The organism is Nitrospinota bacterium (genome assembly GCA_016208975.1).
Classification (GTDB): Bacteria; Nitrospinota_A; UBA7883; order UBA7883; family JACRLM01; genus JACQXA01.
Genome location: JACQXA010000004.1, coordinates 728,305 through 748,928 on the forward strand (window position 1 = coordinate 728,305; position 20,624 = coordinate 748,928).

19 protein-coding genes are annotated in these 20,624 nt (G+C 56.1%); 10 read left to right on the forward strand and 9 right to left on the reverse strand.

Annotated elements, in window-relative coordinates:
* Window positions 1-102: 102 nt before the first annotated feature.
* The 3 genes from proB to HY751_07115 are packed head-to-tail and all read right to left on the reverse strand — an operon-like array spanning window position 103 to window position 2,884.
* The gene (proB, locus tag HY751_07105) at window positions 103-1,269 is read right to left on the reverse strand and encodes a glutamate 5-kinase (GenBank protein ID MBI4666157.1); all 1,167 of its coding nucleotides are present in this window, start codon (window positions 1,267-1,269) and stop codon (window positions 103-105) included.
* Entirely contained in the window at window positions 1,266-2,279 is a 1,014-nt protein-coding gene (gene trpD / locus HY751_07110) for an anthranilate phosphoribosyltransferase (GenBank protein ID MBI4666158.1), read from the reverse strand. Before trpD ends, proB begins: the two co-directional genes overlap by 4 nt.
* A gap of 41 nt (window positions 2,280-2,320) precedes the next feature.
* A complete protein-coding gene (locus HY751_07115) occupies window positions 2,321-2,884 on the reverse strand; it encodes an aminodeoxychorismate/anthranilate synthase component II (protein MBI4666159.1) in 564 nt (187 codons plus the stop codon).
* Between the two features lie 108 nt (window positions 2,885-2,992).
* On the opposite strand from HY751_07115, the gene HY751_07120 reads away from it, so the two are divergent.
* The 3 genes from HY751_07120 (at window position 2,993) to HY751_07130 (ending at window position 6,670) form a co-directional block, all read left to right on the forward strand.
* Window positions 2,993-3,571 (forward strand): class I SAM-dependent methyltransferase, encoded by a 579-nt coding sequence (locus tag HY751_07120; protein ID MBI4666160.1) that lies wholly within the window; start codon window positions 2,993-2,995, stop codon window positions 3,569-3,571.
* A complete protein-coding gene (locus tag HY751_07125) occupies window positions 3,568-5,775 on the forward strand; it encodes a PAS domain S-box protein (GenBank protein ID MBI4666161.1) in 2,208 nt (735 codons plus the stop codon). The genes HY751_07120 and HY751_07125 overlap by 4 nt, the downstream gene beginning before the upstream one ends.
* 97 nt (window positions 5,776-5,872) lie before the next feature.
* Entirely contained in the window at window positions 5,873-6,670 is a 798-nt protein-coding gene (locus HY751_07130) for a slipin family protein (GenBank protein ID MBI4666162.1), read from the forward strand.
* Here HY751_07130 and rsmD read toward each other — a convergent pair.
* The 6 genes from rsmD to HY751_07160 all read right to left on the reverse strand — a co-directional run bounded on the left by rsmD (window position 6,649) and on the right by HY751_07160 (window position 11,166).
* Window positions 6,649-7,206 carry a 16S rRNA (guanine(966)-N(2))-methyltransferase RsmD gene (gene rsmD / locus HY751_07135; protein MBI4666163.1) on the reverse strand — a complete coding sequence of 186 codons (558 nt, stop codon included), beginning with the start codon at window positions 7,204-7,206 and terminating at the stop codon, window positions 6,649-6,651. The two genes, HY751_07130 and rsmD, sit on opposite strands and share 22 nt — an antisense overlap.
* Before the next feature lie 12 nt (window positions 7,207-7,218).
* Window positions 7,219-7,578 carry a hypothetical protein gene (locus HY751_07140; protein MBI4666164.1) on the reverse strand — a complete coding sequence of 120 codons (360 nt, stop codon included), beginning with the start codon at window positions 7,576-7,578 and terminating at the stop codon, window positions 7,219-7,221.
* Window positions 7,579-7,585: 7 nt separating this feature from the next.
* Window positions 7,586-8,515 carry a sugar kinase gene (locus tag HY751_07145; GenBank protein ID MBI4666165.1) on the reverse strand — a complete coding sequence of 310 codons (930 nt, stop codon included), beginning with the start codon at window positions 8,513-8,515 and terminating at the stop codon, window positions 7,586-7,588.
* A gap of 30 nt (window positions 8,516-8,545) precedes the next feature.
* On the reverse strand, window positions 8,546-9,055 hold the full coding sequence (locus HY751_07150; protein MBI4666166.1) for an Lrp/AsnC family transcriptional regulator: 510 nt from the start codon (window positions 9,053-9,055) through the stop codon (window positions 8,546-8,548).
* A gap of 1 nt (window position 9,056) precedes the next feature.
* Window positions 9,057-9,536: an Lrp/AsnC family transcriptional regulator gene (locus HY751_07155; protein MBI4666167.1), complete on the reverse strand. Its 480-nt coding sequence runs from the start codon at window positions 9,534-9,536 to the stop codon at window positions 9,057-9,059.
* Window positions 9,537-9,789: 253 nt separating this feature from the next.
* Window positions 9,790-11,166 (reverse strand): sulfatase, encoded by a 1,377-nt coding sequence (locus tag HY751_07160; GenBank protein ID MBI4666168.1) that lies wholly within the window; start codon window positions 11,164-11,166, stop codon window positions 9,790-9,792.
* Window positions 11,167-11,468: 302 nt separating this feature from the next.
* Here HY751_07160 and HY751_07165 point away from each other — a divergent pair, with 302 nt between their 5' ends.
* The 7 genes from HY751_07165 to uvrB all read left to right on the forward strand — a co-directional run bounded on the left by HY751_07165 (window position 11,469) and on the right by uvrB (window position 20,623).
* Window positions 11,469-13,244 (forward strand): glycosyltransferase family 39 protein, encoded by a 1,776-nt coding sequence (locus tag HY751_07165; protein MBI4666169.1) that lies wholly within the window; start codon window positions 11,469-11,471, stop codon window positions 13,242-13,244.
* A gap of 73 nt (window positions 13,245-13,317) precedes the next feature.
* Window positions 13,318-14,370, forward strand: a complete 1,053-nt coding sequence (locus tag HY751_07170) for an HlyC/CorC family transporter (protein MBI4666170.1) — start codon at window positions 13,318-13,320, stop codon at window positions 14,368-14,370.
* A 132-nt stretch (window positions 14,371-14,502) separates the two neighbouring features.
* Window positions 14,503-15,156 carry an ATP phosphoribosyltransferase gene (locus HY751_07175; GenBank protein MBI4666171.1) on the forward strand — a complete coding sequence of 218 codons (654 nt, stop codon included), beginning with the start codon at window positions 14,503-14,505 and terminating at the stop codon, window positions 15,154-15,156.
* Between the two features lie 220 nt (window positions 15,157-15,376).
* Window positions 15,377-16,228, forward strand: coding sequence for a flagellin FliC (locus tag HY751_07180; GenBank protein MBI4666172.1), 852 nt, complete (start codon window positions 15,377-15,379; stop codon window positions 16,226-16,228).
* Between the two features lie 225 nt (window positions 16,229-16,453).
* Complete coding sequence (fliD, locus tag HY751_07185) at window positions 16,454-18,046, forward strand: flagellar filament capping protein FliD (GenBank protein ID MBI4666173.1); 1,593 nt, start codon at window positions 16,454-16,456, stop codon at window positions 18,044-18,046.
* Between the two features lie 20 nt (window positions 18,047-18,066).
* Window positions 18,067-18,507, forward strand: a complete 441-nt coding sequence (gene fliS, locus HY751_07190; GenBank protein MBI4666174.1) for a flagellar export chaperone FliS — start codon at window positions 18,067-18,069, stop codon at window positions 18,505-18,507.
* Between the two features lie 124 nt (window positions 18,508-18,631).
* Window positions 18,632-20,623 (forward strand): excinuclease ABC subunit UvrB, encoded by a 1,992-nt coding sequence (gene uvrB, locus HY751_07195; GenBank protein MBI4666175.1) that lies wholly within the window; start codon window positions 18,632-18,634, stop codon window positions 20,621-20,623.
* The last annotated feature ends 1 nt before the right edge of the window (window position 20,624 follow it).

Genomic DNA, 20,624 nt, shown 5'->3' on the forward strand with positions numbered 1-20,624 from the left:
TTACCGACACGTAATCGGAATCGTTTCATCAGCAACCTTTCGCGCCAAGGTGATTAAACCAAGTTTTTTACTTTGCCGAGTTTACGCCACCTTGCTAATCCATCACTCCCCGTACACCACCATATCGTTGCGGTGGGCCACTTCGTCGTAAGTCTTGTACCCCAATATCGTTTCTATCAGGCTGGAGTGGCGCCCCATGATTTTCTCCACCTCGTGGACAGGGTAGTTTATCAACCCTTTGGCGAACACCTTCCCGTCCGGCCCGGCGATGGATACGGCGTCGCCATCCTCGAACTCCCCTTCCACCGCCGTAATTCCAGACGCCAGAAGACTGCGCCCTTTATTAACGATAGCGTCGCGCGCGCCATCGTCCACCTGTATCTTGCCTGCGGGAACCAGGGTGTATTCTATCCAGTGCCGTTTGCTGTCCAGCCGGTCTTCGTGGGGAAAAAAGAATGTGCCCGCCGTGGAAGGGCCTTCCATCGCGTCAAGCAAAACCCCCTGTTTCATGCCCGGCAGGATTATGGTTGGGGCGCCGAACCTGGCGGCCTCGCCAGCCGCCCGCGCCTTGGAGGCCATGCCGCCAAGGCCGGTGGTGGATGAGGAATCACCGGCCATGGATAGAATGTTTTCGTCCACTTCCTCCACATAATCCAGTTTCCGCGCGGAAGGGTCCAGCCTGGGGTCGGCCGTGTAAAGCCCTTCGACGTCGGAGAGGATAACCAGCAGGTCCGCCTCGATAAGGTTTGTGACCCGGGCGGACAAAGTGTCGTTGTCGCCGAACTTTATCTCGTCCACCGAAACCGTGTCGTTCTCGTTTATGACCGGGATCACGCCAAAATCCAACAGACTGTTGAGCGTGTTGCGGGCGTTCAAAAACCGGCGCCGGTCCCGCAGGTCGTCATGGGTAAGCAGGACCTGCCCCACTTTGTGCTCGTGTTTTAAAAAACTTTGCGCCCAGAGAGAAATCAGGCTTCCCTGCCCCAGCGCCGCCGCCGCCTGTTTTACGGGGATGGACAACCCGTGGCGGGGAATGCCCAGAATCCGCGTTCCCAGCGCTACCGAGCCGGAGCTTACCAGCGCCACATGGCGCCCGCCGGAGGCTATGGCGGAAACCTGCCGGGCTATTTCCGCCATGATCTGCGCGTTCACCTCGGCATGACCGCCGCCGGAAAGCACGCCGCTACCTACTTTGACTACAATGCGCCTGGCCGCGCCGACAAGTTTTTCGCGGCGGGCGGCAAGGGCGCTGGCTGAATCCGCTGTCATGAGTTGGTTATTTTCACCAGCTTTTCAAGCTTTTCAAGGGCCACGCCGGTGTCTATGGATTTTTCGGCCAGGGGCAAGGCGTCGTCTATAAAATCGGCCAGCCCTCCGGCGCATATCACCGCCGCGGCGTTGAGAAGGGTGATGTCCCGGTGGGCGCCTTTCTCCCCCTCCAGCACGTGGCGGGTTATCTTGGCGTTTTGCTCCGCGTCTCCCCCTTTTATGGAGTCAGGCTTATGGATGGGTATGCCGAACTGTTCGGGGGTTATGGTGAGGGTCTTCACCTGGCCGTTTTCCAGCAGGGCCATGTAGGTAGGGGCGGTAACGGTTATTTCGTCCAGCCCGTCCTGGCCATGGACAACGAAAGCTTTAACGGCGCCAAGTTTCCCAAGCGCCACGGCCAAGGGTTCGATAAGCTTCCGGTCGTAAACCCCCATCACCTGCCGCTTGGCCCCGGCGGGGTTGGTGAGCGGGCCAAGCACGTTGAATATGGTGCGGGCGCCTATGTCCCTGCGGGCGGGCATCACAAACCTCATGGCCGAATGGAGCGCCGGGGCGAAAAGAAAACCTATGCCAGCCTCTTTTAGGCATTCCTCCACGCGGCTAACCTCCGCCTCCACGTTCACTCCCAGGGCTTTCAACACGTCCGCCGAGCCGGATTTCGACGATATGGCGCGGTTGCCGTGTTTCGCCACCACCAGGCCCGCCCCCGCCGCCACAAACGCGGCGGTGGTGGATACGTTGAACGTGTGGGCGCCGTCTCCGCCGGTGCCGCAGGTGTCCACCACCGCGCCGGGGCCCGCTTCCACCTTCAACGCCTTGTCGCGCATAACCCGGGCCGCGCCGGTGATCTCCTCCACCGTCTCGCCTTTCATGCGAAGCGCCACGAGAAACGCGGCTATCTGCGCGTCCGACGCGCCGCCGGTCATGATCTGCTCCATAACAAAGGTCATCTGCGTTTCAGTCAGGTCTCCCAGGTCCAGGAGCCGGGAGATCGCTTCCTTGATATTCATGCTCATCGTGGTTTTATTTGCGCTCGCCGTTGGTGGTGTTATTAAAACTTCAGAAAATTCGCCAGAAGCTCTTTGCCATGGTCGGTCATTATGGATTCCGGGTGGAACTGCACCCCCTCGGTGGGGGCGGTCTTGTGCCTGATACCCATTATCTCCCCATCCTCCGAGCGGCTGGTTATCTCGAAAATGTCCGGCAGAGTGGCCTCGTCGGCCACCAGCGAGTGATACCGTGTGGCCCGGAACGGGTTGGGAAGCCCCCGGTAAACCCCTTTTCCGTCATGATGGACCATGCAGGTTTTGCCGTGCATCAGTGTTTTGGCCTTCACCACCAGGCCGCCGTAAGCCGCCGTCATGGACTGGTGCCCCAGGCACACCCCCAGGATGGGGATTTTCCCGGTAAAGGTCTTTATAACATCCACCGAAATGCCCGCCTCTTTAGGGGTTTTGGGCCCGGGGGAGATTACTATCCGCTCCGGCGCGGCCCTTTCTATTTCAGAAATCGACAGGGCGTCGTTCCTGGCCACCTTCACCTCCTGCCCCAGTTCTATCAGATATTGGGCAAGGTTGTAGGTGAATGAATCGTAATTGTCTATAAGCAGTAACATCCGCGCCTCTTATGGCAATATGGTTGGGGATAGTATATGATTATTGAAGGTTATTTTGAAGCCGGACTGATAATTCTTTTGGCTCTCAGCCACTGATTTTTTAAATCCATGAACCATAACGGCAAAGTGTTTGACGCGCGAAACTGGCGCAAGCTGGAATCCCCGGAGCGGCTTGAAAAAATGAATCCCGAAAAACTGGCCGCCGCCATGGGCCTTACCGGCGCCGAAAGCGTTTTGGACCTGGGGTGTGGAACAGGGTTTTTCGCCGCGCCTGTGGCAAGGATCTGCGCCAAACTGTACGGTGTGGACATCTCGCCGGAGATGCTTTCCATATTCGGGGAAAAGCTGAAGAACGGGTCTTCGCCAAACGTGGAGCTATTGCTGGGAAACGGCAAGACCATCCCCCTGGAAGATGGCGCCCTTGACGTGGTTTTCCACGTGAACCTTTTTCACGAGATAGACGACCACAAAGCCTTCCATGCGGAAATAACAAGGGTTTTAAAACCCGGCGGCAGGCTCTTTACCGTGGACTGGCGCGCCATAGAGACCGAAGGCGGCCCGCCGCTCTCCCACAGGATACCCGAGGATAAGGCCGAAGAATCGCTTAAGCGGGACGGATTTTCATCCATCCGCCATATCAACATTTACGACAGCCAATATGTGATAGGGGCCGAGGCTTCAAAATGAGTCCGGAGAAAAGCCAGCCCGTGGCCGGGCAAACAGCCTCACCATCTCACGGGAAAGAGGGCATGAAACCGCTGAGCCACAGCCACAATGCGTTGAGGCTGATGGCCATCACGGCCATCGCCATTTTCATCGCCGAAGGGTTGGTGATGTTCGTCCTGGCCCACTTGCCGCCGTTGCCCCCGCCAGTTACCGGCACGCTGGACGCGGCTTTGTTGACCGCCATAATCCTGCCTGCACTGTACAAGTTCTTCTACCAGCCTCTTATGAGACATGTAACAGAGCGGCTGGCCGCCGAAGACAAACTGCTTGAAAGCCAGCACAGGCTTGAACGGGCCCAGAAAACCGCCAAGCTCGGCCTTTGGGAGTACGACATAGCCAAGGGGGAAATTATCCTCTCCAGCGGCACAAAGCTGATCCTCGGCGTGGCCGGCGAGTCCGACAAAATGACAGTGGACGAGTATTTTTCCATAATCCACCCCGCCGACCGGGGGGTTGCGCGGCTGGCCATCATGGATTCACTGGACTACACAAAACCCATAAACCTGGACTACAGGGTAAAACCAGCCAATGGCGAAGAGCGGGTTGTGCACCACTACGCCGAAAACTTCTACGGGAAAGACGGCTCGCTGGAGCGGATGGTTGGCGCGCTAAAAGACATTACCGACCGGGCCAGGGCCAACGAGGACCTGGCGCGGCTGGCCATGGCCGTGGAGCAGGCCGATGAGGCCATAGTGATAACCGACATAAGCGGGATCATCCAGTACGTAAATCCCGCTTTCGAGCGCATTACGGGTTATGCCAGAGCGGAGGCCATAGGCCAGAATCCGCGCATATTGAAAAGCGGCAAGCACGACCACCAGTATTACGCGAACATGTGGAAGACCATTTCCAGCGGTCACGTGTGGCGCGGGCACATCATAAACAAGAACAAGGCCGGGGAGCTATACGAGGACGAGGCAGTCATTTCCCCCCTGCTGGACAAGGCGGGCCGGATAATTAACTACGTAGCCGTAAAAAGGGATATTACCCGGGAAGTGGAGCTTGAAAAACAGGTGCGCCACTCGCAGAAGATGGAGGCCATGGGGGCGCTGGCGGGCGGCATAGCGCATGACTTCAACAACATCCTCTCGTCCATAATCGGCTACACCGAGATGGCGATGGACTCCATACCGGAGCGGTTCGAGGCGCAGGACGACCTGAGGGAAGTGTTAAGGGCCGGCCGCAGAGCCCGGGACCTTATCAAGCAGATCCTCACTTTCAGCCGTCAAAGCGAAAAGGACATGCGGCCCATACTGCCTCACATGATCATCCGGGAGTCGCTAAAGCTAATCCGGGCCTCCCTGCCCGCAAAGGTTAGTGTGCGCGAGGATATAGACGTCAACTCCGGCGTGGTATTGGCGGATCCGACGCAGTTGAACCAGGTGCTGTTAAACCTGATCTCCAACGCCAGCCATTCCATGAGCGCCCAGGGTGGCGAGATTAAAGTGGTCCTGGCCCATCGCGAAGTTAAAGAAACCATGCCCGCGGTGGCGGGGCTGATACGCCCAGGTCAATACGTCACGCTCTGCGTGAGCGACATGGGACATGGCATAAGCAAAGAGGATATGGAGCGCATTTTCGAGCCGTTCTTCACAACCAAAGCACTGGGCGAGGGCACGGGGCTGGGGCTGGCGATAGTCCATGGCGTTATTACAAGCCACGATGGCGCCATTACGGTGGAAAGCGAACCGGAAAAAGGCTCCACGTTCTGCGTTTACCTCCCCCGGATAGAGGCCACCGCCGAGATAGAAGTGGAAATGGGAGGTGAAACGCCCAGGGGGACGGAGACCATAATGGTTGTGGACGATGAGGAGCCTGTGGTGAAGGTACTCAAACGCTCCCTGGCCAGACTGGGCTACAAGGTGGAGGCTTTCACCGATCCGCTGGCGGCCCTGGACTTCTTCAACAGCGCCCCGGAGAGGTTTGACCTTGTGATAACAGACCACTCGATGCCGAAGCTTTCCGGCCTGATGATGGTGGAGCGGATGGTGGCCACGCGGCCGGACATTCCGGTGGTGATCCTCACCGGGGCAAGCTCGGTGGTGTCGCTGGAACAGGCCAACACCCTGGGCATCCGGGGGGTAATAAACAAACCCGTCACCAACGCGGAACTGGCCTCGGTGGTCCGCCGGGCCATGGACGGCGATTCGAACATAAGCAACTAGCCCGCCACCGTTCTCCGCTCTTTTTTTCTTGCCTTGCGCCTTGGCGCCTTATAATACCGGCAAGGGGACTAATTATAACCAGGTCAGGAGGGTAGTCATGTCCGGCACGCTAACGGTAATTATCGTCCTAGCCATTATCACGGCCTCTTCCATCCGCATTTTGAACGAATATGAACGGGGCGTCATATTCCGCCTGGGCCGTTATTACAAGGTAAAGGGGCCAGGCATGATAATAGTCTGGCCAGTGATAGATAAGATGGTGCGCATTTCCCTTCGCCTTGTGGCGCTCGATGTGCCCCCGCAAGACATCATAACGCGGGACAACGTGTCCATGAAGGTCAATGCGGTGGTCTATTTTAAAGTGGTGGAGCCGGAGAAGGCCGTCATCCAGGTTCAGGATTATTTTTACGCCACGGGCCAGCTTTCGCAAACCTCACTACGGTCCGTGCTGGGGCAGGTGGATCTGGACTCCATCCTGGCCGAGCGGGACAAGATAAACCACGAACTGCAAGCCATTCTGGACAAGCGGACAGACCCGTGGGGCATAAAGGTGAGCAACGTTGAGATAAAACATGTGGACCTGCCCGCCGAGATGCAACGGGCCATGGCCAAACAGGCCGAGGCCGAACGGGAACGGCGCGCCAAGGTGATCAACTCCCTCGGCGAATTTGAGGCGGCCGCAAAGCTGGCCGAAGCGGCGGAGATCATTTCCGGCCGCCCTGCCGCGCTCACATTGCGTTATCTGCAAACATTACGCGAGATGTCCTCGGAACACACCACGAACACCATCATTCCGCTTCCCATCGAGATCGTGGAGCCGTTCCTGCACTCCATGCGGCAGGCCGCTAATAAAGCTGGCGGCACAAGGGCCGGTCAGCAATCCTCGGAAGCGTAAAAGCTCACAAGGGTATCGCCGTATTTGCGGGATCGGGTAAGGCGAAGAGGCAAACCCCCTTCCGTTCCCGGCGGCGCGTGCCTTGCGCTGGATTCCATGACCAACGCGCCCCCTTTCGAAAGGACGGGGGCGGCTTCTTCCACGATCCGGGTTTCGTATCCCGCGTCCCACGGGGGATCGGCGTAGATTATGTCGAAATTGTAACCGCCTCTGGCCAAGCCGGCCAGCGCCTGAAAAACGTCGGCTTTCATAAGGGTGATGGCCGGTGAGCCTTCAAGCCTCAGCTTTTTGAGGTTCCGCTCCACCAGGTCCATCCGCCGGTTTTCCACCAGCGTCACCCGGGCCGCCCCTCTGGACATGGCCTCCAGCCCCATGGCGCCGGATCCGGCGAAGAGGTCCAGAAACGATGCGCCCGCCACTTTTTCGCCAAGAATGTTGAAGATGGCCTGTTTGACCTTGTCGGGAGTGGGGCGCACGTCCAGCCCTTTGGATGTGAACAACGTGGCGCCGCGATAAGCGCCTCCGGTGACTCGCATGGCGGGCCTTTTTTAGCCCCTCCTTTTGGCCGTAGCGTTTTTCCGGCCCACCAGCACCGCGTCAACCATGGCCACAAGCCACACCGCCAGCGCGCCGGAAAGTATCCACAAAAGCTTTTTTAGCCCGTCTATGAACTGGTCGTCCACGGTGGGGGCCCTGCCGCTCATTATGGCCTGATGCACAGGCGACGCGATGACAGCCAGCTGGAAGAAAAAGGCTATGGCGATGAGGACAGACACCCCCACGATTATCCAGCCTTTCACCTTCTGGTTGTTAGCCAGCTGGCCCGCGCCGGGAAACACGATTGACAGGATAATCAACACCCCTATGGGCGGCAGATCCGTTTTTCCGGCAGGACCGGGCTGTTTCATCGCCACGTTACGCTATCTCGCCGCTGACGTCTTCGAAATGGGTGAGCCGCCGGAACCGCTGGAACCGCTGGGCTATCTCCTTGCGCTCCAGCTCCTTCAGCCTGTCCACCGAGAATTTCTCGACGGTGAACGACGCCATGACCGAGCCCATGATGATGGCCTGCCTCAAACGGGTCTCGTTAAACTGCCCGTCACCCATGCGGGCCACATGCCCCATGAATCCGCCCGCGAAGGTGTCCCCGGCGCCGGTGGGGTCGAACACCTCCTCCAGCGGATAAGCGGGGGCGGCGAAAATCTCCCCATCGTGAAACAGCAGGGCGCCATATTCGCCCCGTTTTACGATAAGGGTTTTCGGGCCCATACCCATGATCCCCCGGGCGGCTTTCACCAGGTTGGCCTCACCGGCCAGCTGGCGCGCCTCGCCCTCGTTTATCACCAATATGTGGACCCGTTTAAGGGTTTTCAACAGTTCATCGCGGGCTCCCTGTATCCAGAAATTCATGGTGTCGCAGGCGATGAGCCTGGGATTTTTCACCTGGTCCAGAACTTTTTGCTGGAGCTTGGGGTCTATATTGGCCAGGAACACATACTCAGAATTTTTATAGTCCTCGGGTAAAGTGGGGTCGAAATCCAGGAGGACGTTAAGATGTGTCTCCAGGGTCTTGGCCTCGTTGAGGTCGAACCCGTACTCCCCCTTCCAGTGGAAAGACTTCCCGCTGGAGCGTTGCACCCCTTTCAAGTCGATGCCGTTTTTTTCCAGCATGCCGATGTCACCATCGCCAAAATCGCTCCCGATCACCGCCACCAGGTTCACCTTTGTAAAATAACTTGCGGACAGCGAAAAATAAGTGGCGGACCCGCCCAGCGCCCAGTCCCGCTGGCCGAAGGGGGTTTTCACCGAATCGTAGGCCATGGTGCCGACGACGAGAAGGCTCATTACGATAGTCTCCTGAAATAGTGTTAGCGGTTAGTTCTTGCCTTCTTCGGGCAATGGCCAATGGTCAAAATACATCATGGATGTTTTTTTGAACTCCCTGGTGGAGAAGAGGACGTCGTAGTCTTTTATCCCCGTCTCTTCGGCCATGCGTTTGGCTATCTGTTTCACCTCGTCTTCCGACTCCCCGTGGATCATGGTGAACAGGTGGAACGGCCAGTCCTCAAACGACGGGCGCTCGTAGGCGTGGCTCACCTCGGGCCGGTTGGAAAGAAGCTCCCCAAGCCGCTGGCGGTCCGCCGCGTCGGGAACGCTCCACACCCCCATGCCATTGGCGGTGAAACCGGCTTTCTGGTGACGGAGGGTTGCGCCAAACCTTCTATAATATTTCTTCCCGGCGTACTCCCTGGTCTTGGCGATAACATCTTCTTCGGCGATTCCCAGTTTATCGGCGATGGACTTGAAGGGGTTCTTCGTCATGGGCAGGCTCCGCTGAAGCTCGGCCATTATCCTCACGTCGTAAGCGGTGATCTCTTTTTTCATCTTACGCCACCTCCTCCAACTCTCCGGCCTTCTCCTTGAACTTGAAGTCCACCTTTATCTTGAACTTCTTTATCATGGGCATGTTCCTCACGGGCCCATAGCCGGAGTCCCGCTCTATCTCGCTCAGTGTCTTGTCCACCGTCCCGGTGTCCGGCGCGATAAGGGTGAACCACAAGTTGTATTCGTGGTTGCGCTGATAGTTGTGGGTGACGCCCGGATAACGGCTCACAACCTTGGCCACGTCGCCAATTTTATCCTGCGGCACACGCATGGCGCACAGGGTGGAGGTCCAGCCCAGCCCGCGGCTGTCGAAGCTGGCGCCTATACGGCGAATGATGCCGGTGTCGTAAAGTTTCTTGACCCTCCCAAACGCCTCGTCCTCGCTTACGCCGATCTCCGCGCCTATGATGGCGTAGGGGGCGTGATCCACGGGGAACCGGGTTTGGATAATGTTCAGGATTTTCCTGTCTATCTCGTCCATCGGTAAAATACTCCGCAAACAGCCGTTAATGTATCCGAAAGGATTTTATTTTAATACACTGGAGCCAAAAGGTAAAAGCAAGGAAGCTGGCGGTGGTGTCTCAGTTTGAATCTCAAATAATAGGCAGATCCATCACTTCACTTGCGTTTCGCTCAGGATGACAATGTTATCAACGGCTTTTATATTGTAATTCTGGGCGTATGTGAAGAATCTCCCCTGCACTTTCAAACTGGGACACTACCAAGCCGGCGCTTCATTCCAGCCCGATGCCGCTTTGGGCCACAAGCTCGGCTTTCAACTCTTCCACCATGGCCGGATTGGCGGCGGCCAGGTTGGAGGTCTCGCCGGGGTCGCGCGACAGGTCGTAAAGCTCCGCCTTCCCCTCCGTGTCCGCGATCAGCTTGTAACCGCTTTTTATTATGGATAGCTCCTTGGTGGCTCCGCCCACCTGCTTGTAATAAGACAAGACCGGGCGATCTTCATAATTCACTTCGCCGGTATTCTCCATGATGGGCATCAGGCTTTTTCCGTCCACCCCCTCGACTGCCATCCCGAGGTAATCCAAAACCGTCGGCATTATATCGACAGACCGCACATATTCCGTTATTTCGCGGCCCCGGTCCTGGTTGGGCAGTTTGATAATCAGGGGGACATGCACCAGGGAGTTGTATAACCCGTTTGACTGGCCGCCATGGGCGAAATACTTTTCATGGTCGGCGTTGTTCTCGCCATGGTCGGCGGTGATTATAAGCATCGCCTTGTCATAAAGCTTTTTCTCTTTGAGGAACTCTATGAAGCGGCCTATCTGGCAGTCGGCGTTATTTATCTCCGCGTCGTAGGCGGCGGTGTAAACGCGGGCGTCCGTATAATAACCGCCGCTGGCGGGACTGCCGAGAATCTCCCTGATGCCATAAGGTATCCTGTTGTAGTAAAGCAGGCCCATGCCGCCGTCGCCAGACTCGCCGAAATCCGACATCAACCGCTCCGGAGCCGAGATGAAAATCTCGTCGCCCACATAATCCGGGAAGAAATCGTTATTCGCGTCATATGGCCAGTGGGGCGCTAAAAGGCCGATGAACATGAAGGTCTTTTGGTTCGACAGGTCGTGGCTGTCCAGCCATTCTATGGCTTGGTCCATGGCGGTGGCGTCACGGGTGTCTATCCCGTTCTCCGCCGAAGCGTACATATACTTATCCGAGAAACCGTTATGTAACGGCTCCACAAAAGCGTTGGTCTGCACCGAAACCGTGAGATAACCTTTTTCCGCAAGATACTCGGGCAGTATCTTTCCGGTAAACGCTGATCCGTTGCGGTCGTTCATTTCATGATTGAAGGCATGTTTGGATAGCAGGATGGAGGCAAAAGATGGAAGCGTCCATGGGGCCGGGCTGATTGCGTTGAGGAAAACCATGGACTTTGGCGCAATGGATTCCAGGTTTGGGGAGGTGGCTCTGGCGTAACCGTGGATGGAAAGGTGGTCGGAACGCAACGTATCCACCACTATGAAGAAAATATGCGGTTGTTCCTCTTTGTTGAACACATAGGGCCCTTGGCTGTTGGATGACCCCCGTTCACACGCCGGGGCCGCGGCGATTATCAGGGCGACAATAAGGTTGACGGCGATCCGCATCAATACGACCCCTTTACGCCATTTGCCAATAACATAGTTATTGATTCCATTTTAATACGCCTTCGTTCAACACAATAGCGTTAGCGTAATGATGGAGCGCAGTAAATAACAGACTCGGCCACGTTGACTTGAACGTTGGCGCAAAGCTAGCATAGCCAATATGGGCGTTTTCCAATTAAGCAAGATAATCCACGGTTCGCTCCGTCGCGCCCCCAATTCGTCAATTCGTCTTGGAACGGGATACGCCTGCGCTGGTTCATCAGATGATTGCCGGTAAAGCGCCAACTCACGGCGAGGGTAAGTTGTACACAACGGTTTTTGGGGCCGCATTTCTTTTTCGGCTTGCCCATCTGGCCCTCAGCGCGGGCAACCCCCTCTTGCGGATGCCCACGCTGGATGAAAGCTATTATATCGGCCTTGCCCGTTCCATCGCCAGCGGCTACATCGTCGGGGAAAACCGTCTTTTCTTCATGGATCCACTCTATGGATATTTCCTTGGCGCCTTGTATTTTCTTTTCGGCGACGGGCTCATGCTCCCCAGGCTCATCCAGATGGTCATGGATTCCGCCTCCGCCGCCATCACGGCGCATATCGGGCTAAAAACCGGGGGGCGGTCCGTGGGCGTCATCAGCGGCATGTTGTACGCCCTATACGGCCCGGCGGCGTTCTTTTCGCTCTTGACGTTAAAGACCACGCTTTCGGTGTTCCTGTCACTTCTATTCATATTGACGCTCCTGCGCGCCATGGAGCGGGAGAGCGCAAGCCCTTGGGCTGGGGCCGGAATTTTGGGTGCTTTGGCCACATTATGCCGGGCGAACCTGATACTCATGCTACCGCTGGCGTGGCTGGCATCCCTCGCCGGCGTAAAAAAAAGGTGGCGCGCGAATTTGACCCACGGAATTGTTCTGACCCTGGCTTTTATGGCGGGCATCTCGCCAATCATAATCCGCAGTCTCTACGTTTCCGGCGAAATCCAATTTCTACCCACACAAGGGGGCAGGCTCCTTTACGCATCCCAGAATCCTGACAATCTGACGGGACGCCATAGAACACCGGCTTTCGCGCGGTCCGGCCCGGAAACCGCCGAGACGGATTTTCACCGGGAAGCGGAACGCAGGCTGGGGAAAAAGCTTTCACCCCCGGAGGTCTCAAAATACTGGCGTGGGGCGACAATCCGTTTCCTGGCGGAAAATCCCGCGATGGCTCCGGGCATCCTTTGGCGAAAGCTGAATATGATGGTTGCCGACTTCGAAATTCCCGACAACCATTCCTATCCCCAGGCGGCGCGGTTCTCGTGGGCGTTGCGTTTGCCGTTCCCAACTTTTGCGGCCCTGTTAGCCCTGGGGCTTCCCGGCCTGGCGATTGGGGCGTGGCGGGACCGCAGGTTCCTGGCGCTGACTATCCCGGTGATTGTGGCTTTCGCCACAATGCTGATTTTTTACCCTTCCGGGCGGTTCCGGATGGAGGCGACGCCTTTTCTGGCCATAGGCTCGGGCTTTTTAACGGTTTGGATCTGGAAACGTTATACGGAGCGCAGGTTTATAGCCATTGTAATGGCGGCGGTATTGTCCATCGGGCTTTTCGCATGGTCCAAGTCCGTTCCGCCTGTGGAGCCCTTAGCCGACGAGGCGTATTATCTGGCGAAGGCGTATGTCCACACTGGAGATTACAGGAAAGGCTATAAAACGGCGCTGGCCGGGGCGCGGGCTTTCCCGGACCAGTCGCGGTTCCGGGAGATCATGGGGCTTGCGGCCCTCACCGCCGGGGACGCAATGGAAGCCATCCGCCAGAACACCGAAGCGTTAAGGATGGACCCCAACTCCGCCGAAGCCCACCACAACCTGGGGCTGGCCTTTATAATGAAGGGGGATGCCGCCTCAGCGGTGGAATCTATTAAGCGCGCTTTGCTCATAGAGAACCGGGCCATAAGCCATTTGGCTTTGGCTAGAGCTTACAAAGCCCTGGGTCAAAAGGCTTCAGCCTTGGTGGAATACAAAACTTTCCTGGAAATGGCCAAACCAGGAGACCCGTTGCGGAAATCGGCGGAACAGGGCATGGTGAGCTTGGAACGCCAGTAGCGAAACGTATAGTATTATTTTATTTTCATCGAACGCGCCATAAATTTGAGCGTTCGCAAAGGAGCTTCACGTTATGGAAGAAATCATTGTCATCGCATTATGCCTCATGTGCAACGGCATGATGGCGGCATACGAGATGGCTTTCGTTTCGGTCCCGAAACCTTACCTGAGAAGCCTGGCGAAAAAAGGGGACAAACACGCCCAATCGCTACTTTACCTGAGGGACAACCCTGAACGGACCTTGTCCGTGATTCAAATCGGCATCACCCTGGTCGGAGCCATCGCCGCCGCAATTGGCGGCGCTGGAGCCGCTGAAACCATAGAACCTTTTTTCATCGAGACATTCGGAATGCGGGCGCCGGTAGCCGAATTCATGGCTGTGGCGCTGGTGGTCATTCCGATAACCTATCTCGGCGTTGTGGCGGGCGAGCTGGTCCCTAAAACACTGGCGATGCGGAATCCCGCCAAAATAGCTCTTGCGGGAACAAAATGGCTGTTCATGGCCGACCGGCTCCTGGCTCCTGTGATAAACATACTGGAATGGTCCACGAAAATGATCGTATGGTCCTTTTCCAGGGAAACAAGGGCGGCGGAAGCGCCCTCAGGGCCGGTATCCATTGAGATTGACGACTTATCCCCCGCTCATCAGAGATTCATCCTGAATATGGCAGACATAGAAAACAAGCGAATAAACGACATGATGCTTCAATGGAGCCAAGTAATCCACATACGGAAAACCGATTCTCTGGCGGATGTAATGCAACTGGCGCTGAGCTCCGGCCACACTCGATTACCAGTCGTTGATGATGGCAATATTGTGGGCATACTGCACACGAAGGAATTCATCGCTTTCAGAGAGTCCGGGGAAACGGCCTGGCAATCAATAATCCGCCCTGTTTTAAAAATCCGCACCACAGATTCCGCTCTTGGCGCATTGCGGCTTATGCAGGATAAGAGGAGCCACATGGCTGTCATTTATTCCCAAACCGGTGAGAGACAGGGCATCGTCACGCTTGAAGATATTATTGAGGTGGTTATAGGCGATATATACGATGAGGATGATGATGAGGGAGCCAGAAAAATCTTCGCCGCCAGAGCCAGATCACGAATACGGTCCAGATTATGATTGGCGCCGCCTAACTTCATGTTTGAGCTACCTGCATAGCGTATCGCAACTTAACTGTTACCTGGAAGTGGCTGTTACGCATATAATTGAAAAACCCGGTTATCCGGTGATATTCCAATAAAAGGATCGGCGATGGATCATATTATGGTAGCCCTGCCCAAAGGGCGGAACCTTAAACCCTCCGTTATATTATTGAGGGAGGTTGGGCTTGATTTTTCAGATGTTTTAGAAGACAGCCGCAGGCTGATATTCCAAGCCAAAACAGGCAACGCCACCGCCATTGTGGTGCGGGACACCGATATTCCTACCTATGTGGAGAACGGCGCGGCGGATTTGGGAGTATCCGGCGCCGACGTGCTGGCCGAGCAGGGGAAGGACCTTTACGAGCCGCTGGACTTAAAATTCGGATATTGCCGGATGGTGGTGGCCGAGCCCAAAGAGCTTTCGGTGAACGACAATCCCCGGAACTGGACCCATGTCCGCATCGCCACCAAGTTCCCCAACATTACCGAGTCCCATTTCGCCGGGCGCGGCGTGCAAATAGAAATTATCAAACTATACGGCTCCATCGAGCTTGCCCCGCTGGTGGGCCTTTCGGAGCGGATAGTGGATCTGGTTTCCACCGGGGAAACCCTGCGGCAAAACGGCCTTTCAGAGGTTGAGCAGATAATGGAAATTACCGCCCGGCTCATAGTGAACCGCGCTTCGCTGAAAACAAAACATGACAGGATAAACCGCCTTATAAAGGACATGGACACGGCCTTACCCCGTCTTTCTTTATCTTAACACCCTAAATATCAGACAATTATCCCTTGCAAGGCATATTCTGTGCCTTGCGTTCACTTTTCAACAACACCTTCGTAAAAAAGTACTCAAGTAAAAATTTCGCGCGGACGATACATAATCATGTTCGAGGAAAGGCTCGAACAACAAGAGGTTAAACGTAATAAAGCTTTGGCAAGGACGCTGGGGCTTAAAAATTTAGATCAGGGAGGACATCATGGGTCTGCGAGTTTACAACAACCTTTACTCAGTGACCGCCCAGCGGCACTTGTCCAACAACAATGCGCAGTTGGGCACTTCTCTTGAACGGCTCTCTTCCGGTTTGAGAATCAACCGCGGCGCGGACGATGCGGCCGGCCTGGCCATATCTGAAGCTCTGCGGGGTGACATCCGCTCCCTCCAGCAGGCCTCCAGAAACGCCTCCGACGGCGTGAGCCTCATAAACACCGCGGAAGGCGCCCTCTCCGAGCAGTCTTCAATCCTTGTCCGTATGCGGGAACTGGCCTCCCAGGCCGCCACAGGCACCGTAGGCTCCACCGAGCGGCAGACCATTAACCGTGAGTTCAACGCGCTCCGGGCCGAGATAGACAGGATCTCGCTGGTCACCGAATTCAACGGGCAGAAACTTCTGGACGGCTCTTTGGCCGCAGGTATCCCCGCTGGCGGATCTGTGGTGATCCATGTGGGCATGCAGGCCACGGTAAACGACCGCATCAACCTAAACAGCGCGGTGGACCTTACCGCCATAGACTCCACAGGTTTGAACATCACCAACATATCGGTGACCCATGTCCAGTCGGCCCTGGATTCCATGTCCCGGTTGGATTCGGCCCTGTCAACCGTGACGGAAGGCCGCGGTAAACTGGGCGCGGTGCAGAACCGGCTGGTGCACACCATCAACAACCTGGCGGTGAGCTCCGAGAACCTGCAGGCCGCCGAATCGCAGATCCGCGACGCCGACTACTCTCTGGAAATATCGAAATTCACCCGGAACCAGATACTGGTGCAGGCCGCCACGGCGATCCTGGCCCAGGCCAACCTGGTACCGCAGACGGTGTTACAGCTCTTGGGTTAAAAGGGAAAAGGATTTTCCCAAACCTTTGAAGGCGGAGCCCTACGGAAGGGCTCCGCCATTTTTTAGCTGGAACAAAGGCCAACTGGTTCCAATCCGGCAAAATGCTTGGAGTTTCAATGAATTATGTGCTATATTGAGGCCGTAATAAAAAGCTAAAGCTCACGGGCCGGCGTACCGATAAATAAGCAAGATTTAAATTATCCGGCGTCATAACAGGGTAGCGGTATGGCTATTACAGTAGATGGGCTTATCTCGGGGATGAACACCACATCCATAATCAGCCAGATTATGGAGATAGAGCGGCGCCCCATTCAGCTCATAGAAGACAAACGCACGGTGCTTTCCAACGAGAAAGCCGCCTGGCAGGAAGCGAGCACCCGCATGCTCGCCCTGGAGTCCGCCGCCGCAAAGCTCAGCTCCACCAGCAAGTTCGCCAGCCGGAGCGCCACTTTCGCCAACAACAATTCCGCCGCCGGGACTGTTATGTCCGTCTCTTCCGAGTCAACGGCGGTGGATGGCTCTTACAACATCAAAGTGTCCCAGCTGGCGCAGGCGCAAAAATCCGCTTCAAACCAGACGTTCTCAAGTTTTACCGCCGCGGCGGGGCTTTCGGGAACCATCACTATTGGTAGCACAAACGTATCGGTCACCTCCGGCCAGTCGCTGGAGGAGATCAAGAACAACATAACCAACTCCGGGGCCGGGGTGTCTGCCACCATAATAAACGCTGGCACCTCCGCCAGCCAGCAGTACATGCTCATGGTGACGGGGGACGACACCGGCGCCGCCAACGCCTTCTCCATGTCCACATCCATGAACCTGGGCACGCTCTCTTTCTCCACCACACAGGCGGCGCAGAACGCAAACCTTACGGTGGACGGGGTGGCAATCACAAAAAGCTCCAACACGGTGGATGATGTCATCGCCGACACCACGCTGAATTTGCAGACCTTGGGCTCCGGAACCGTAACGGTCTCCACCGATTACGACATCATCCTTGAAAATGTGCAGGCCTTCGTCAGCGCGTACAACGACGCGATGGACTATTTCAGGGAACAGCTCTCCTACGACTCGACAAACCAGACCAAGGGGACGCTTTTCGGAAACGGCACCCTGATGACCATGCAGAACCAGCTGAGGGCCATCATGAGCGGCTCCATTCCAGGGATAGACCCCACAGACCCAACGAAGTTATCGTCGCTTTCCCAGGTGGGGATAAAAACCGACATAAACAACCAACTCACTGTGGATACCACCACTTTCTCCGACACGCTCAAAAGCCGGTTCACCGAGGTGGCCAGGCTTTTCGCCCCCAGCGGTAGCGGAACCTACACTTTCATATCAGCCACGGGGCTTACCCAGGGTGGTGTATATGACACCAAGGTTGAAGGTGGCGTTCTGAAACTTAAAAAACAGGGTACGAGCGACTGGATTTCGTTGACCCAGGACGGCAACTACGCCTACGGAGCCACAGACTCGGTTTTGGATGGGCTTCTCCTGCGCACCGGCTCCCTCACCGAGGGCGCCACAGGAACGATGACCATAACCAACGGCGTGGCGTCCAGGGTGGAGGCCAACACCGGCTCGTACACCGAGTTCTCCACCGAAGGGTTGATTTTCAACCAGAACCGTAGCATCGAGTCGAGGGACGCGGAGTTCCAGGACCAGGTATCGGATCTGGAAGTAAGACTTACGAAGAAAGAGGAAGATCTAAAAGCCAAGTTCGCCAACCTGGAGGTTTTGCTGGCGAAGCTTACATCCCAACAACAGTATCTTAGCCAGCAGTTGTCCAGCCTTAATACGAACTGGGGACGCTGATAATAAAGGGAGACGCGGAAATGAACGTTTATGGAAAACCATCGGCCTATCAGGTTACACAGGTGTCCACCTCCAGCAAAGCCAAGCTGATCCTGTTGATGTACGACGGGGCCATACGGTTCATAAACGAGGCCAGGATGAAGATAGAGACCCGCGACATCGCCGGGCGGGGCGTGGCCATCAGCAAGGCGCAAAAGATAATCCACGAGCTTACAGTGGCGCTGGATATGAACAGCGGCGGCGAGGTGGCGGCGAACCTTTCCAGGGTGTACGCCCAAGTGACCCGGCATCTGATCAACGCCAACATCCATGGAGATATGAAGGAGCTTGCGGTGTGCCTTGAAATTCTCGCTCCCATGCGGGAGGCATGGGACCAGGCCATTAACAAGGCTCCCGCCGAACAGCAGGCCGCGTCGCAATTCTCCGATACCCAAGGGCGGAAGGTAGCCATAAGCCTGTAAAACGGCCCGCCATAACTGAAAGACGAGGCGCGAATGTTTACTAACGTTCGCGCCTTTTTTTGCCTGTTACTTTTAAATCCTCCCATGGCCCGGCCAGCGCCCAAGTTTCATTTATAATGGGTGGATGAGCGCAAAATTCAAGATAATTTCAGAGTTTGCCCCCAAAGGGGACCAGCCCGAAGCCATCCGCCAGCTGGTGGATGGGGTGGAGCGGGGAGACATGTTTCAGACCCTGCTGGGGGTAACAGGCTCCGGCAAAACTTTCACCATCGCCCAGGTCATCGAAAAAACCCAGCGGCCCGCGCTGGTGATAGCGCACAACAAGACCCTGGCCGCCCAGCTTTACTCCGAATTCAAAAGTTTTTTCCCGGAAAACGCTGTGGGCTACTTTGTGTCTTACTACGACTATTACCAGCCCGAAGCCTACCTTCCTAAAACCGGGACATATATTGAAAAAGACTCGGCCATCAACGACGAGATAGACAAAATGCGCCACGCCGCCACCATGAGCCTGCTGGAGCGGCGGGATGTGGTGATAGTGGCATCGGTCTCCTGCATATACGGCCTTGGCTCTCCGGAGGCGTACAACGCCATGCGCATAACCATTGAGCGCGGGGCGGCCATGGAGCGTGACGGGCTTTTGGAAAAACTGGTGGACATCCAGTATGAGCGCAACAACGTGGATTTCCAGCGTGGCACGTTCAGGGTGAACGGCGACGTGGTGGAAATTCTTCCCATATACGAAACCGACACGGCGGTGCGGGTGGAGTTTTTCGGCGACGAGATAGACAGCATAAGCATAGTGGATTCCCTTACGGGCAAGGTTTTAAACCGTATCGATTCCATCAACATCTATCCCGGCTCCCACTACGTCACCCCGGCGGACATGATGGGCCAGGCGCTCAAACAAATCCGCGCCGAGCTATTGGAGACGGAAGCGGATTTCACCGCCCGGGGGAAGCTTCTGGAGGCCCAGCGGATCGAGGAGCGCACCATGGCCGACATTGAGATGATAAAGGCCATCGGCTATTGCAACGGGATAGAAAACTATTCCCGCTATCTTACCGGTAGGAACCCGGGTGAGCCGCCACCCACCTTGCTGGATTTCCTGCCTAAAGACGCCCTGCTTATCATAGATGAAAGCCATCAAACCGTGCCCCAGCTGGGGGCCATGTTAAAAGGGGACCGGTCGCGCAAAAAATCACTGGTGGATTTTGGGTTCCGCCTGCCGTCGGCCTATGACAACCGCCCTCTTTCCTTCAACGAATTCGAGGAAAGGACTCCGCAAATAATTTTCGTCTCCGCCACCCCGGCTGGCTACGAGCTGGAAAAAAGCGGCGGAGTGGTGGTGGAGCAAGTGGCCAGGCCCACCGGATTGTGCGACCCGCAGATTTTCATAAGACCGGTAAAAAACCAGGTGGACGACCTTCTGGAAGAGATAAGGATCCGGGCCGGCCGGAACGAGCGCGCTCTGGTGGCCGCCATGACCAAAAAGCAGGCCGAAGACCTGACCGATTATTACCAGGGGCTTGAAGTTCGGGCCAGGTATCTGCACTCTGATATTAAAACTCTAGAGCGGATGTCCATAATCCAGGATTTGCGAATGGGGGAATTCGATGTCCTTATAGGCATAAACCTCCTGCGCGAGGGACTGGACATACCCGAGGTGAGCCTTGTGGCCATATTGAACGCCGACATGGAGGGGTTTTTGCGCTCCGAGACCTCGCTGATCCAGACCGCGGGCCGGGCGGCGCGGAATGTGGAGGGGGCCGTTATCATGTACGCCGACAGGATCACAGGCTCCATGAAAAAAGCCATAGACGAGACCAACCGCCGGAGAGCCATCCAGCATGAGTACAATACAAAGCACGGCATAACCCCCCAAAGCGTGAAGAAGAAAATAGCGGACGCCCTCACTTCAGTGTACGAGCGTGATTACCTCACCGTTCCCAAGGCGGGCGAAGAGCCGTTGGAGTACATGCCGGACGAGGAGCTGGAGCGGCTGATTCGCGATTATGACACGCGGATGAAAAAAGCCGCCAAGGAGCTTGACTTTGAGACCGCCGCGATGTATCGAGATAAAATACGAAAACTCAAAAAGCTGGAAATGGCCTAGC